This window comes from Lewinella cohaerens DSM 23179, from assembly GCF_000379805.1.
GTDB lineage: Bacteria > Bacteroidota > Bacteroidia > Chitinophagales > Saprospiraceae > Lewinella > Lewinella cohaerens.
On sequence record NZ_KB903541.1, the window covers coordinates 146,515 to 160,633 of the forward strand.

8 protein-coding genes are annotated in these 14,119 nt (G+C 45.0%); 4 read left to right on the forward strand and 4 right to left on the reverse strand.

The annotated features are described in order from the left end of the window. Window positions 1-58 precede the first annotated feature (58 nt). Both A3EU_RS0111180 and A3EU_RS32725 read left to right on the forward strand, forming a co-directional pair. The gene (locus A3EU_RS0111180; protein WP_020536251.1) at window positions 59-1,483 is read left to right on the forward strand and encodes a hypothetical protein; all 1,425 of its coding nucleotides are present in this window, start codon (window positions 59-61) and stop codon (window positions 1,481-1,483) included. Between the two features lie 568 nt (window positions 1,484-2,051). Continuing rightward, complete coding sequence (locus tag A3EU_RS32725; RefSeq protein WP_020536252.1) at window positions 2,052-3,008, forward strand: WD40 repeat domain-containing protein; 957 nt, start codon at window positions 2,052-2,054, stop codon at window positions 3,006-3,008. 37 nt (window positions 3,009-3,045) lie between these two features. Here A3EU_RS32725 and A3EU_RS0111190 read toward each other — a convergent pair whose 3' ends face one another. From A3EU_RS0111190 to A3EU_RS0111205, 3 genes are all read right to left on the reverse strand, one after another. Then, a complete protein-coding gene (locus tag A3EU_RS0111190; RefSeq protein ID WP_026211346.1) occupies window positions 3,046-3,687 on the reverse strand; it encodes a protein-L-isoaspartate(D-aspartate) O-methyltransferase in 642 nt (213 codons plus the stop codon). Between the two features lie 203 nt (window positions 3,688-3,890). After that, complete coding sequence (locus A3EU_RS0111195; RefSeq protein WP_020536254.1) at window positions 3,891-5,633, reverse strand: phospho-sugar mutase; 1,743 nt, start codon at window positions 5,631-5,633, stop codon at window positions 3,891-3,893. A gap of 339 nt (window positions 5,634-5,972) precedes the next feature. Then, window positions 5,973-7,574 (reverse strand): hypothetical protein, encoded by a 1,602-nt coding sequence (locus A3EU_RS0111205; RefSeq protein WP_044085721.1) that lies wholly within the window; start codon window positions 7,572-7,574, stop codon window positions 5,973-5,975. Between the two features lie 144 nt (window positions 7,575-7,718). On the opposite strand from A3EU_RS0111205, the gene A3EU_RS0111215 reads away from it, so the two are divergent. Further along, entirely contained in the window at window positions 7,719-8,831 is a 1,113-nt protein-coding gene (locus A3EU_RS0111215) for a DUF1015 family protein (RefSeq protein WP_020536258.1), read from the forward strand. 83 nt (window positions 8,832-8,914) lie between these two features. On the opposite strand, the gene A3EU_RS0111220 is transcribed toward A3EU_RS0111215, so the two are convergent. Continuing rightward, window positions 8,915-12,541, reverse strand: a complete 3,627-nt coding sequence (locus tag A3EU_RS0111220; protein ID WP_020536259.1) for a BamA/TamA family outer membrane protein — start codon at window positions 12,539-12,541, stop codon at window positions 8,915-8,917. Window positions 12,542-12,849: 308 nt separating this feature from the next. Here A3EU_RS0111220 and A3EU_RS0111225 point away from each other — a divergent pair, with 308 nt between their 5' ends. Further along, on the forward strand, window positions 12,850-14,028 hold the full coding sequence (locus tag A3EU_RS0111225; RefSeq protein WP_020536260.1) for an acetyl-CoA C-acyltransferase: 1,179 nt from the start codon (window positions 12,850-12,852) through the stop codon (window positions 14,026-14,028). Window positions 14,029-14,119 lie beyond the last annotated feature (91 nt).

Sequence of the window (14,119 nt, forward strand, 5' to 3'; positions counted from 1 at the left end):
TTATAGTAGATTTTATGTTTAAAAAATTGATATTGTGTATGTTGAGAATAATATAATTATGGCTAATAAAGGAGAGAGTGTTTTTGACTCGCAGTTGTTTCAGCTATTAATGCAGCTAAATAAAAGAGAATTGACCGCATTTCGGCAATTTTTGGCATCCCCCTATTTCAATCAGCGAGAGGATGTATTGTCTTTGTTTAATGGTTTTTACCCTTTTCTGGTTGATGAGGGAGCGCCCACGAAAAGAGAACTTTGGCGTTGGGTTTACGGTGACGACGACTTTAATGATCAGAAATTACGCCTTTTGATGAGCTATCTGTCTAAGCTCATTGAACAGTTTATTGCGGTGGAAATGACCCTTGCTGATGATTTTGAAGTAAAGATGAAGGTTGCTAACCAGTTGAGGTCTCGTGCCGATAGTCAGCTGCACGAACGTTTTTTAAAAGGGTCAAAGCGTATTTTGGAAAAGCAGCCCTTGCGTAATGCCGAGTACTGGTTACATAATTATCGTCATCAGGAAGCGGCTTACAGGCAGGCGTTTTCGCGACGACCAGAGCAGAATGATAATTTTGCGCTCCTCAGTGAGTCCTTTGATAAAGCCTTTCTGGCGCTGAAGCTGAGGCAGAACATGTGGCTGTTCAATCACGAGCAACTCTACAAGTGGGGCTATCAGCCTACTGCACTGGACCGTTTTATTGAGCAACTTGATGAGGCTACGCTTACGCGAGAGCCTGCTTTGTCACTCTATTACTTTGGGATGCAGGTATTGCAGTCTCCTACCGATGAGAAGGTCTTCCAGCAGTTTACCCAAACACTTTTTGCATACAGTGCTTTATTTCCAGAAGAAGAAGCGCGTGACCTTTATTTGTTGGCCATCAATTTTGGGGTGCGGCAGGTCAATGAAGGCCAGCGCAGTTATTTTCCTAAAGTGATGGAGCTTTACCGCAACGGCCTGGAGCAGGGGTATCTCTTGCGCAATGGCGTACTGTCGCGTTTTACCTACCATAATATAGTGACGACGGCCCTCCAAATTGGTGAGTTGACCTGGGCGGAAGTATTCATCGAAGAATGGACCAATAAGCTGGAGCGTCGCTTCCGAGACCGGATGTATCACTTCAATCGCGCCAAAATTGCCTATGCGGACCAGCGTTATGACGAAGCATTGCCACTCTTGCAACAGGCCAATTATCATGATCCATTGCTCAACCTGGGCGCGCGAACCTTACTGCTCAAGATTTATTTTGAATTGGAAGAATGGGAAGTGTTGCAGAGTCACCTTGACGCTTTTCAAAATTACCTACGCCGAAAAGAGGGCATCACTTACCATAGAACCAACTACCGCAACCTCATTCGGTTTACCCGACAGTTACTCAAAGCTCAGCTGGGCAGCAAATTGCAACGGACGAAACTCCGTGATCGGATTCTTCAGGAGATCACCCTGACAGAAAAGGAATGGTTGTTGAAGCAATTGGGGGATGATTGATTTTTTATGCTTTGGGGCCATAGCGGAGCTGCGCTAGCTACCACTTCATTCCCGATCTTTCATCGGGATCCTTAGTTCCCGACTGAAAAGTCGGGACGCCTCGTGCTCCGGCCTCACGGTCTTCGCAAAAGAAAATACGTCAAGATGGGGAGGAATAGGAGTTAATGGCTAGGGAAAAGGCATAAAATGTTTTTTTGTTTTGAAATAAAAACAAAAATGTCTATATTTGCGATGGAATTATTCCCTATCATAGGTAAGTACCCCCATTTCTTGGGGCATTCAGAGGTATAAGTTTGGATATTGCGCGGCACTCGCTTCAGTGAGTGCATAAAGTACTATGGCTATGCCCCATGGTTTTGGGGATGGTCGACGGCGACTGAGGCCTGGGTGGGTTGACCCTCCAGGGTCCGCCGATAACGCTGCCTCCGATGAAAATTCACCATCATCAGAACTATCTCACTCTACAAAGGTTAACAAGTAACAATTCTCGTTGAGCTTCAAATTATCGATGTTTGTTTAGATTTGTCATCAACATTTCTATTTACACTCAGGAATTACTAAAAAGATCATGTCTCCACTCAATATTCGTAAAGTTCATCAACTGACTGGCCACAATGCGGCGATCTACGCCTTGGTACCTGGGCCTCAGCCAGGGACTTTCCTTTCGGCAGCAGGAGATGGTTGGATTGTGCAATGGTCGCTCAATGATGCTACTGAAGGAGAAGAATTGCTAGGGAAGCTGGTAGCCAAGGTCGATACACAGGTTTTTAGCCTAGCATATTTACCCGTCACCAATACCGTCGTTGCTGGAGACATGAATGGTGGTGTTCATTGGCTAAACCTGTCTGAGGATCGCCCAAATCGTCACTTGGCACATCACCGTAAAGGTACCTATGGAATCGTCATCGCGGGTGATCAACTGATAACTTTAGGGGGCGATGGTGTCATTACACGTTGGGATACCTTGCGGCAGAGTAGTGTGGAAAGTTTGCAATTGAGCAATAAGGCTTTACGAACGGCAGTATACCGGGAGGAAGAAGCGGAGTGGCTCATTGGGGCTAGTGATCACCATATTTACCGCTTGGATGCTGCTGATTTTTCCATCAAGGAAAAAATTGCAGCTGCTCACGAAAACTCTGTTTTTTGTATTCAGGAACACCCTAAAGAGAGTAATAAATTCTTCAGCGGCAGCCGAGATGCTTTGCTAAAAGTATGGCAAATAGGAGAGGAGGGAGCACCCACTGCGCTACTCGATTCCCAACCCGCCCACTGGTACACTATTAATGACCTGCTTACTAGTCCGGATGGTAAACACTTGCTTACGGCGAGCCGGGATAAGACTATCCGCATCTGGGATACGGCTACCTATAAGTTGATCAAAACCCTGGATGCAGCCCGTGATGGTGGTCATGTCAACAGTGTTAATCGATTGCTATGGGTACCAGGTACCTCTTGTTTTGTAAGTGCCAGCGATGATCGATCAATCATTGTATGGAACGTAGAGGTTTTGCACCGCAACGTTTAACCCGCCGCACACTATCCATCTGCTGAATCTGAAATGCCTATGCCGTTCCCGGCAAAAAAGGTACAAATCTAAAATCTCCGTGATCTTCGGTTTCCCATTCTGTTTTTCCCCGGCGTATGATGCGCAACATACGTTGGTCTTTGTCTCCAACGGGGATGACCAGCATTCCTCCGATAGTTAGCTGTTCTTTTAAGGCTTGTGGCACTTCCGGCGCTCCTGCCGTGACGATTATCCGGTGAAAGGGCGCCATTTCTGGCAGGCCTTTGTATCCATCACGATGGTAACAGCGTACCCCTTTTAGCCCTAATAGCTGAAGCATTTTTTTAGCCTTCAAGTGCAAGGGACGATGCCGCTCAATAGTAAAAACACGTCCGCCAAGTAAGGCCAAAACAGCAGCTTGGTAGCCACTGCCTGTACCGATTTCCAGTACTTTGTCTCGCTTATTTACCTCTAGTAAGGTACTTTGAAAAGCAACAGTATAAGGCTGAGAAATCGTTTGTTCACAACCAATAGGAAATGGTTTGTCCTGATAAGCCCAATCCGCAAAAGCTTTCTCCAAAAAGAAATGCCGAGGTACTCGACCAATCGCTTCCAGCACCCGTTCATTACGGATACCCTTCTCACGTAGCACTTTCACGAGTTGCCGTCGTTGCCCTTGATGTTGATAGGAGTCTTGCAGAATTGAAGTTGTTTACAATGATACTTTGTAAGTGTATGCCGTAGGGGTGGCTATGCCAAAAGCTGGGTAAATGTGTGTGATGGTGTAAGCGTTGGGTAAGTGTAAGGGGGTAAAAGTTGTTTTAGATAAACGGAACCCTTACAGCCCCAAAATAGATTTTACCATCAACCATCAACCATCAACCATCAACCATCAACCATGCTTTATACTCCCAAGTCTTTCATGATATTGTCCAGTTTTGTGTCCAGCGTTTGCTCTACGGTGGGAAACTGGATTTTATCATTTAACGGAGCATTGACACTACAGTAGAATTTGATTTTCGGTTCTGTTCCTGACGGGCGAGCAGAAATGATGCTGCCATCTTCTGTGAAGAACTGTAAAACATTGGAGCTTGGTAAGTCAATAGGTGCAGTGCTTCCGTCAGCGACGTGGTGCGCGGTGCTACTTGCGTAATCCATGATCGTGGTTACCTGTGAGCCTCCAAGGACGAGTGGTGGATCTTTACGATACTTGTCCATCAGTGCTGCAATTTCCTCAGCGCCGCTTTTGCCTTTCTTGGTAATGGCAATCAGCTTTTCCTTGTAACAGCCATATTCTACGTAAATATCCAATAGTGCATCGTAGATACTACGTCCTTGGTCTTTGTAGAAGGCGGCCATTTCAGCAATCATAGCACAGGAAATAACAGCATCTTTATCGCGAGCGTGTTCGCCTACCAGCAAGCCGTAACTTTCTTCGCCACCAGCAAGAAAGGTCTTTTTTCCTTCAAGTTCTGTCATGATTTTACCAATCCACTTGAATCCGGTAAGTGTATTGAAGCATTCGATACCTTTGGATTCGGCCATCTTATCAATGAGGTAAGACGTTACGATTGTCTTGATCACGTATTCTTTACCGGTCAGTTTACCACTTTTCTCCCAAGCAGTCATCACATAATTGATCAGCAGTGCTGCGGTTTGATTACCGTTGAGAAGAATAAATTCCCCGTCATTATTGCGCACAGCAATTCCTACACGGTCAGCATCAGGATCCGTAGCCATTACCAGTTCGGCACCTTTGGCTTTTGCCTGATCCATGGCCATGGTGAGGGCTTCTTTTTCTTCAGGGTTGGGGTAAATGACCGTTGGGAAGTTGCCATCTACGACCATTTGTTCTTTTACAAGATGAACATTGGTAAACCCAAATTGCTCCAGCGCAGGTGGTACCATCACGCCGCCTGTTCCGTGAATAGGGGAGAAGACGATAGGTAGGTCGTGTTGCCTTTTGATGGCATCGCGCGAGATGGAAAGCTTAAGCAATGCCGCGAGGTATTGTTCGTCCATCTCTTTACCGATGGTTTCGATCTTGTCTTCCTGAGGGGTAAACTTGATCTCATCGACGCTGTTGATCTTATCTACTTCGGCCATGACATTCACATCATGAGGGGCGGTAAGTTGCCCGCCATCGTCACCATAAGCTTTGTAGCCGTTGTACTCTTTGGGATTATGTGAGGCCGTAATCATTACCCCACTTTTGCAACCCAGTTCTCTGATTGCAAACGATAATTCGGGAGTAGGACGTAAGCCGTTAAAGAAATAAACGTAGATGCCGTTGGCCGAAAACACTTCGGCTACCAAGCGGGCAAAAGTGTCTGAGTCGTTGCGGCAATCGTGCGCTATAGCCACTTTTATTTCCTGATCAGGATATAGCTGCAGCAGGTAGTTGCTCAAGCCCTGGGTAGCCATACCAAGGGTGTATTTATTGATTCTGTTAGATCCAACGCCCATAATGCCCCGGATTCCACCCGTACCAAACTCTAAGTCTTTATAAAAGCTATCTGTTAGCTCCGTATGTTTTTCCTCCTCAATTAGCTGACGAATGTATTGTTTACTTTCTTCGTCGTAATTTCCGTTCAACCATTGGTTGATGTTTGCTTGTACGCTGGAATCCAAAGATACTAATGACATAAGTTGATTCTTTTTTTGTGGATGGAACAAAGTTACCGATCAGGAATTAATTCTCTTTGGTTTTAGAAGCGCAATTTTTTTTTATCTTTATGACAATATACAAAAGGTATACCCGTTAAGGAAGGGTAACTTGCGAAAACAATCATCAACTTTTTTTTCGTAAAAAGAAATACTGTTTACTGCTTGCTCCATCATCATCTACTTTTTAGCAAGCGTAAAAAATCAGTTTAAGATTAATAACTGGGGTTTAGTTTTCTATTTTGAAAGTGCAGTTTACTGCACTTTCTTTTTTTTTATCCCATTCAAAGGCTATTTCATTAGTAAGCCCTGTCTAAGAGCTTATTGTCTAAGTAATTTCCCAGTAATAGGTAATTGATCAGGAATTTGTGATTGGTAATAGTACAAGCCAGGTAAGAAGTTGTCTATCGGTAATGCCCACTTTCCATCTGTCATTATCTCGGAATAGTGCGTAAGCATTTTGCCGGTTGAACTGAAAAGGGATAATGTAAATGCTCCCGTATAAGGATGATCTAATTTTAGCCATGCCTGCTGCTGGGCGGGTTGAGGGACGATCTGTGCTTTTGTAGGTACAGTATTAGAGGTGTGTTCGCGATTAGTAGAGGTTAGTGTTCTATCTAGGTCACGAGATTCGTTTGTTAGGTAAATATTTTCATCAAAGAAGAAGAAACTCGAATCAATTGCTGCGCCACAGAAATTGCTAGCGATGATTTCGAGGCGGTAACAGTTGCCGTCTACCTCTTCAGGGTTATCTCGAAAATAGCCTTGGACACCGTTAATTTCTAAGCTATTAAAATTATAAAAGGCATTAGGGCTAGTGGGAAATTGGTAACTCGATTCTTCGAGCAATGGAGCCTCCATATCCTCTCCAGTGATGCAGTCTATCTGCTGGATAGTGACTCGAATAGAATCAATGTCGCCATTGGTACTTAAAATACCAAACGCTCCGCCTTGGTTACCTAGCGCACTGGCATTTTCTACTTCTGTTACTTCCTCATAAACGGAAATACTGCCACTGGCTAGTCTCAATTGAATCGATGATGTTGTAGGAGCGCCAGTAACTCTAAAATAGCCCACTTCGCTCACTTGTCTTCCACAAACGGATTCTTCTAGGATAATACGAACTCGAAAGAGTCCTCCCAAATATTCCGCAAATAGATTGCAATCGATTGGATCAGCTATACAGTTGAGATCAATAAATTGACCACTAGTCACCGTGAGTGTGGTAGAAAAATCCAAATAATCACTCCCGTAAATCGGTGCGCCATAATTAGGGTTAATACTAACGATTTCCAAAAAGGCATTATCGTATTCTCCACTTGCAGTGAAACTCAGCACAATAGGTTCACAATCAAAAAAGGTCTCGAATTGATCTACTTGTGGCGGGAAATTAAGGCTAAGGTCGTTCGGAAGAGATTGAGCAGCGGCAAATACCTGGAAATAACCTTCCTGCCAAGGTATACTAACACAATCGTCTCCTGCCAGAGAGATCGATATTTGAAACGTTTGTCCTAGGTAAGGTTCAAATAGCCTGCATTCCACAAAGTCTGTCAAGCATTTTAGGCTTATTTCACCTTCACCAGTTGGATGAATAATTTGAAAATCGAGATAAGAAGGACCGTAAATAGGGATACCAGTCAGAGGGTCAACGGTTGTTAAAGAGAATTCTAGGTAACTACAGCCCGGCATTTCTGTAAAAGCGAGAGAAAGTGGATCACAGGATTTAAAAATGGGAGCTAATTCTACTTGGTCTGAGAGTATTATTCCGTCAAGGCTCAGCCCTGTTAATAAAGCGAAGTTTTCTTTTTTTGCAATCGTCGCACCATGCAGACTCAAGGGGCTAAAAACGATCATGAATATAGATAGAGCGATCAATGGAAACCGGCGTATTGCTTGGGTAGAAAAAGAGCAGAGAGTAGTCATGAATTTGAGTTTAAAGTGTAGTGATACTAGTCATTTTTTTTAACGGATTGTATGCTTATCCTGTATGGATTGTTCAGTTTTAACATTCAACAAAACAGGCTATAAAGTCTATTTTCCTATCTTGGCCAATCAAATAATTCTATCATGGTTGTACGCCCTTTTGCTGCTACTTTTTCCCGCCCTGAGCAAATTCCCGATCTAGCTGCCTTTCTGGCCTCCGTTAAGGAAGATTTTAAAGTGTTTTACGAGAAAGAGTATTTTTCAGCTCCTCAGCCAGCAGCCATGTATATCTATCAAGTTAAGGCAAATGGTCAGGAACGCACAGGCTTGATTGCCGCGGTTTCTATCCAGGATTACCTCGAAGAGCGGGTTCGACGACATGAGCATACACTGGTAGCTAAAGAGGTAAGGCAAGCGGAGCTTTTACATCAACGAGGGGCGGTTGTTAAGCCGGTATTGTTAGCGCATCGGCACCACCAGGCACTGGCTGATCTTTTGGCGGCACACGCTCAGATTCATGCACCATTTCAGGAGTTACATTTAGCCGATCCCGAGGAAACACACCGTTTTTGGGCGATCACTGAACCCCAGGAGATAGAACAAATACAGTACTACTTCGGTCGGTATATTCTTAATACTTATATCGCAGATGGTCACCACCGATTTAGTGCCATCGCGCGTTTGTATCAGCAGCGGGAAGAGCACCACGAACCCAATCCTTTTGGCTACCTCATGTGTGCGCTTTTCCCAAGTACTTCACTAGAAATCCATAATTTCAATCGGGTAGTAAAAAACACCAACCCCGATTTGAGTTGGTTGGCCCTGATGGCCCGTATCTCTCAATTTGCGGATGTCGAACCCCTTTCAGTAGCCCGTCAGCCCAAAGGGCAGCATGAACTTACAATGTTCATTCAAGAAGAGTGGTTTCTTCTCCGTTGGCGGCCGGAGACGCTAAAGAAAAATATTGATGCTGGCCTACCAACGCTCGACGTCTCCATGTTGAATTATTACCTCCTGCAAAAAGTCCTTGGTTTAGAAGACATTCGCAACGATAAACGTATCAAATACGTCGACGGCCCTGCTGGTCTGACAGCCCTGGTAGCGGCTTGTGAAAATCGCCCTGCGGTCGCTTTTTGTCTGCACCCACTCAGTTGGGAGGCCTTCTTCCGCGTAATTGATCATGGCCTGGTCTTGCCCCCAAAAAGCACCTGGTTTGAACCACGTATGCGCAATGGTGTGGTGGTGCAGATGGTGTGAGTGGTTGCTGAAATAGAAAAATGAACCACCAAAGGCACCTAAGATATCCTCCACTTAAGCACCTTGGGTGGTTCAAAAGCCCATTAAAAATTCGTCCCCAAGTTAAGATCAATAATGCCCGATTCTTCCTCTGAAAATCCGAAGAGAACAGATAAGGTGTATGACCTGGAGAGCGGGATAATATAGAGACCTCCACCATACGCTTGTTTGAAATCAGGCTTGGGCGTTTCGTCCATCGTCACGTAGCCATTGTCATAAAAAGCTCTTATTCCGATAACTACTGGTAGGAAAGCATTGCGCCATAGCGCCACCGGACAGCGCAACTCGGTATTGTAATAGAAATAGCCATCGCCTGTAAATCGGTTGCGTCGGAACCCTCGTAGCCCCTCTTGTTGGCCAATGCTGGGGAGTTTGTAAAAAGGTACTTTGCCTTGGCTTTCTGCCCAACCAATGCGGGCAGCTAAAGTAATTGGAAAGCGGCGCGTACTCAGAAAAAATTCTCCGGCAGCACTGGTGATCCCAAATTCAGCTTCCGTGCCTTTGGCCCATTCCTGACCAGCCATTAATCGCATCCCTTTAGAGGGAAATACTTGATGGTCTCGCAAGTCAATGGTGAGGTTTGGGCGAAGATAAAACCAGCTCAAATCTCCGGTGCCATAAAAAGGAGTTACTGTATCAAGGATGGTATTCTGTGTCTCAACGGTTTCGTTGTTTTCGTAGCCCATTTGCAGGGTAAATTCACTCTGGCGGCGAAATTTTCGGCGAAGTGTACTACTGAAGTCTACCCTCCGCAGCCGTATCTGGTTGAAACCATCGCGAAAAGCATCGTCGTCTTTTGTACTGTTGTTGCCCAGGCCAAAGAAGAAGTTGTAAAAAGAAGGGCGTTCAACATTTGCTTCAGCTAGCACATCCCACTTATGCAATACGTGGTGCCAGTCGGCTGCGTATTGCAAACTAATATTACTTAGTGTACTTACGGCTCCACGGATGCTGTGTTTACTACTGTAATCACGACGGGTAAAACTCCTTTGCGTAAAAGTGATTCCTGTTCCTAATGTTACGCCCGAGAAAGAGTTAAACGTAAGGTTAGCCAATGGTAGGTAGCTGTTGTATTCATAGGCGTCACGCTGATAAAAATAGAGTTCGTCTCGCCAGTTTTTTACTTGCTTGCTTCCTTTGTTCAAGATGATCTTCGCATCCGGGTCATTCTCGTAAACCAAGATGCTTGTGTTGCTTCCGTTATCACCACTGTCAATGATATCATCTTTGCCGGGGCCGCCAATAATACGGACGGTAATTGCTCTGGAGCTAGAGCCTGTTATTTCAAAAGTATCATCATCACCCAGGCCATAGATGCGTATTTCTTTGGTTTCAGAAGGCCAGAACAAGCGATCGTAAAGAACGCGCCCTCGCTGGTCTCCCTTGGGGTCAGTCACGGTCACGCGGGTGTTGGCATTGGGCAGACGAGTGATGAGGAAATGTTCTTCTTTGTTGGTACCGACAACGTCTACTACCTTGGCATGGAGTTCATAATAGGTATTCGCATATTCTTCGAGGTCTTGGATACGCTGATCAAGTTTGTTGGCAATCGTATTCCCCGAAAAGGCAAGGGTTTCCTCAGGTAGGGTTTGAATGGCCGCTTGTATTTGTTGTGGACCAATATGCTGTTGTAGAAAGCTCACCTCCTTCAGGAAGTCTTCTCTACTCAGCGGACTGAGTAACAGTCGATCCATGTGTCGAGCTTGGTAAGTGAGAGATCGCACATCCTGAATTTTATAATCAAAATGCTCAAGATTAGGCACTGCCCAGCGGCGGCTGGCTAACCAGGGAATAAAACCATCTAGCTGGGAAAAGGCATGGTCGCGATCCCGAGGGATAGGACGCACGAGTAGCTGGTCTTTGTCTTGCTTGAAGACGGCCCATTTCCAGTTGTCTTCATGCTTGCTCCAGTCGCCGATGAAAATGTCAAAAAGGCGGGCACGGGCAAATTCATGATGGTCTATTTTTAAGTCTTGATCGTCGTAGCGTTTATCAAAGAGTTCGAAACTTTTATAGATTTTGTCGGCTCCAAACGTTCCTGTCCGATTCGATTTTGCATTTTGGGGACGTTCTTCCAACATACCAAGCATATTACCGTAGTCCCCTCTGAATCTACCCAAGCGGGGAATGTTTCCTAGCACATAAAGCTTTGGAGAAGCATGTAGAATATCTACTTCGTTAAGTAAAGCAGCTACAGGTAAAGCACCATAAGGATGCTGGGTACTGGTCTGATCTCTGGTAATATCGGCGATGATTGTATTCCGCAGTTCCAGACTCAAGGCACCAGCAGGGTCTTTGTCTACCGACCGGAAGACAAAGCGTTCTCCAGTGGCAGTTTCCAGTTTTAGGGATTTTGTTTGCCGCCCACCGCCGCGTTTGGTTGGCCACAGTCCACCTTTTATAGTATCGAGGTCAAGTACGGGTACTACTACAGGGACCAGCCAGGTTGCCCGATAGTGATCTCCTAAGAAGAAGCGCTTGGTTTTACCTGCTCCATAGCGAGTTCCTGCTGCCGTAATAATAGTAGCAGGTAAGATCGGCTTGATCAAGGCCAGCGAGTCTACTTCTTTGAAACAAGGCTGATAATTGGGATTGGCCGGAACATTGGAACCTGTGACAGGATTGCAGGCCTGATCAAATAGCATAAGGTCTTTCGACAAAATGATACCATCTTGTAGTACCTCATAGAATTGATAACTGGCCTGGCCGTTAGCGTCAAAAGTTAACACAGTGAACCCGGGAAGCGTACTGGTGAAAATAGCTGGCTTGTGTTTCGCTACCCATCGTCCTTTACTGGGGGCGCCACTATTGATAATATAGTTGCCTCTGTAGTCGATTAGTTGTTGATTGGGCTCATGCCCACCAAGGAAGAAAATACCTTGATTTTGGGAGGCAATGTCCTTCATTTCGTCCAGAAATGGCTCGTAGTATTGATTATGGATATCCTTTGGGCCACCAATATTCTGTCGATAAGCAATTTTGAAACTACCTAAGATGGGCGTAGAGAAATGGTCGCTGATAGGGAATTCGCCGCCATATCTTCCTTGTGATTGTAATGGGAAATGCCCGGCAATGATGATGTTTTTATCCAGGTTTTCTTCTACTGCATCATGGATTTCCTCCATGACAATAGAGGGCTCTGAATAGTCGCAAACGGCATCAGAGGGGGTAGGTTTACGATGAGGGTGGTTCCACCACTGTGTATTAAGGGTAATGAGTAGGGTAGAGGGGGAAAGCTTTTCTACATCAGGCCCAGGGCAGCCCTGATCAAGGGTCCAGAGGAGGTTATCAATGTCCTGGTCTTCTATATATTTTTCCAAGGCTTTTACACATTCCCAACCCACCTTGCCAGAGGAGGCCCAATCCCTATCGCCTGGAAGAAGGTAACTTTTTACTCGAGGATTGGCTTTGACAACATCAAGCAGCAATTGCAGATGTGAAAAATCGTGTTCTTTATGTTGGTCATGGCATTTGTGATCCGTGAGGTCTCCATTGATAATCAAAGTTGTTTGTTCATCCGCTGAAGCAAGAAACCCTTGTAGTGCTTCAAAAAAAACAGGATCAGCATCGGCGGTATTTCCAACAGTGACGACTTGGGTCTGGCTATAAATTAATGGACAACCAAGTATATTTAGGGTCAAAAAAACGGAGAACTGGAGTACGTATTTCATAAATAACTTGGTCAAGTTTGAGGGACTAAGCTACTAAACCTACTAGATTTAGTAGAAACTGTCTAAGTTTTTTTTGCTGTAAATGAGCGAGAAAATTTTAGACAGCTTCAACATAGAAATCTTCCATGTTAGCTAAATGTTTGCTAAGTAAGTCAACCACCTTTTATTTGTCGTGATCTTTAACAAATCCCAAGCGTTACCTTTATATAAAAGGAATAACACTTACCTTTGCAGCCCCTTAGAGCTTGTTTTGCAGTAGGAACAAGTCCCAAACAAGCTCTTAACCATTCAACCAAATTTTTATTAAGATGCAAGAAGTATATATCGTATCGGCACTCCGCACACCACTAGGAAGTTTCGGTGGGGTCCTTTCAAGTTTATCCGCTATAGAGTTGGGGTCTACAGCCATTAAAGGCGCTTTAGAAGCAGCTGGCCTGACGCCAGAGCAAGTAGAAGAAGTATATTTTGGCAATGTTTGTTCGGCAAACTTGGGCCAGGCTCCTGCTCGCCAAGCAGCATTGAAGGCTGGTATTCCAATGAATGTACCCTGCACTACTGTTAATAAGGTCTGTTCTTCAGGAATTAAAACAGTAATGATTGGCGCTCAGGCAATCATGTCTGGACAGCAGGATATTATTGTTGCCGGAGGTATGGAAAGCATGTCCAACGTGCCTTATTATGCACCCAATGCCCGCTGGGGTAGCAAATATGGCGATAGTAGCCTAATCGATGGTTTGGCCAAAGATGGCTTAAAAGATGCTTATGACGGCCAGGCAATGGGCGTTTGTGCAGATGCAACGGCTGCCAAGTTTGGTATTAGTCGCGAGGCCCAGGATGCTTACACCATTAGTAGTTACGAGCGGGCCGCTAAAGCGACCTCCGAAGGGTGGTTTGCCAAAGAGATCGTACCTGTCAGCGTACCTCAACGCCGAGGTGATGCTCTTGTGGTTACTGAAGACGAAGAATATAAGCGCGTAAAATTTGAAAAAATCCCTCAGCTGCGCGCAGCTTTCACTAAAGACGGAACTGTTACCGCAGCCAATGCTTCTACCATTAATGATGGTGCTTCTGCAATTATCCTGGTAAGTAAGCGGAAGATGGAAGAACTGGGACTGAAACCAGTTGCTAAAATTGTAGCTTTTGCTGACGCGGCTCAGGAACCTCAGTGGTTCACAACCGCTCCAACACTAGCTGCCCCTAAGGCATTGAAGCTCGCCGGTATGGAAATGAGTGATGTCGACTTTTTTGAAGTCAACGAAGCCTTTGCCGTTGTAAGCATGGCCTTTGCACAAGAGATGAAGATTGACCGTGAGAAAATGAATGTGTTTGGTGGATCCGTGGCTATTGGTCACCCACTAGGAGCGTCTGGTGCCAGAATCTTGACTACACTTAACAATGTATTGACTCAAGAGAAGGGCAGTGTAGGTATGGCCGCTATTTGTAATGGTGGTGGTGGCGCTTCGGCTTTGATTATTGAAAAGGTTTAGCCCCCTTTTTGATTAAACAAAATCACTTTTTATTTTCGTGCTGTTCCTAAGTTAACCCGTTTTTAGGAACAGCACAAAAATAAATAGAACG

What these genes read in the sequence shown, in the direction of transcription:
- A3EU_RS0111180 (WP_020536251.1), top strand. Translation starts at nt 59, where the DNA reads ATGGCTAATAAAGGAGAGAGTGTTTTTGACTCGCAGTTGTTTCAGCTA.
- A3EU_RS32725 (WP_020536252.1), top strand. Translation starts at nt 2,052, where the DNA reads ATGTCTCCACTCAATATTCGTAAAGTTCATCAACTGACTGGCCACAAT.
- A3EU_RS0111195 (WP_020536254.1), bottom strand. Translation starts at nt 5,633, where the DNA reads ATGTCATTAGTATCTTTGGATTCCAGCGTACAAGCAAACATCAACCAA.
- A3EU_RS0111205 (WP_044085721.1), bottom strand. Translation starts at nt 7,574, where the DNA reads ATGACTACTCTCTGCTCTTTTTCTACCCAAGCAATACGCCGGTTTCCA.
- A3EU_RS0111215 (WP_020536258.1), top strand. Translation starts at nt 7,719, where the DNA reads ATGGTTGTACGCCCTTTTGCTGCTACTTTTTCCCGCCCTGAGCAAATT.
- A3EU_RS0111220 (WP_020536259.1), bottom strand. Translation starts at nt 12,541, where the DNA reads ATGAAATACGTACTCCAGTTCTCCGTTTTTTTGACCCTAAATATACTT.
- A3EU_RS0111225 (WP_020536260.1), top strand. Translation starts at nt 12,850, where the DNA reads ATGCAAGAAGTATATATCGTATCGGCACTCCGCACACCACTAGGAAGT.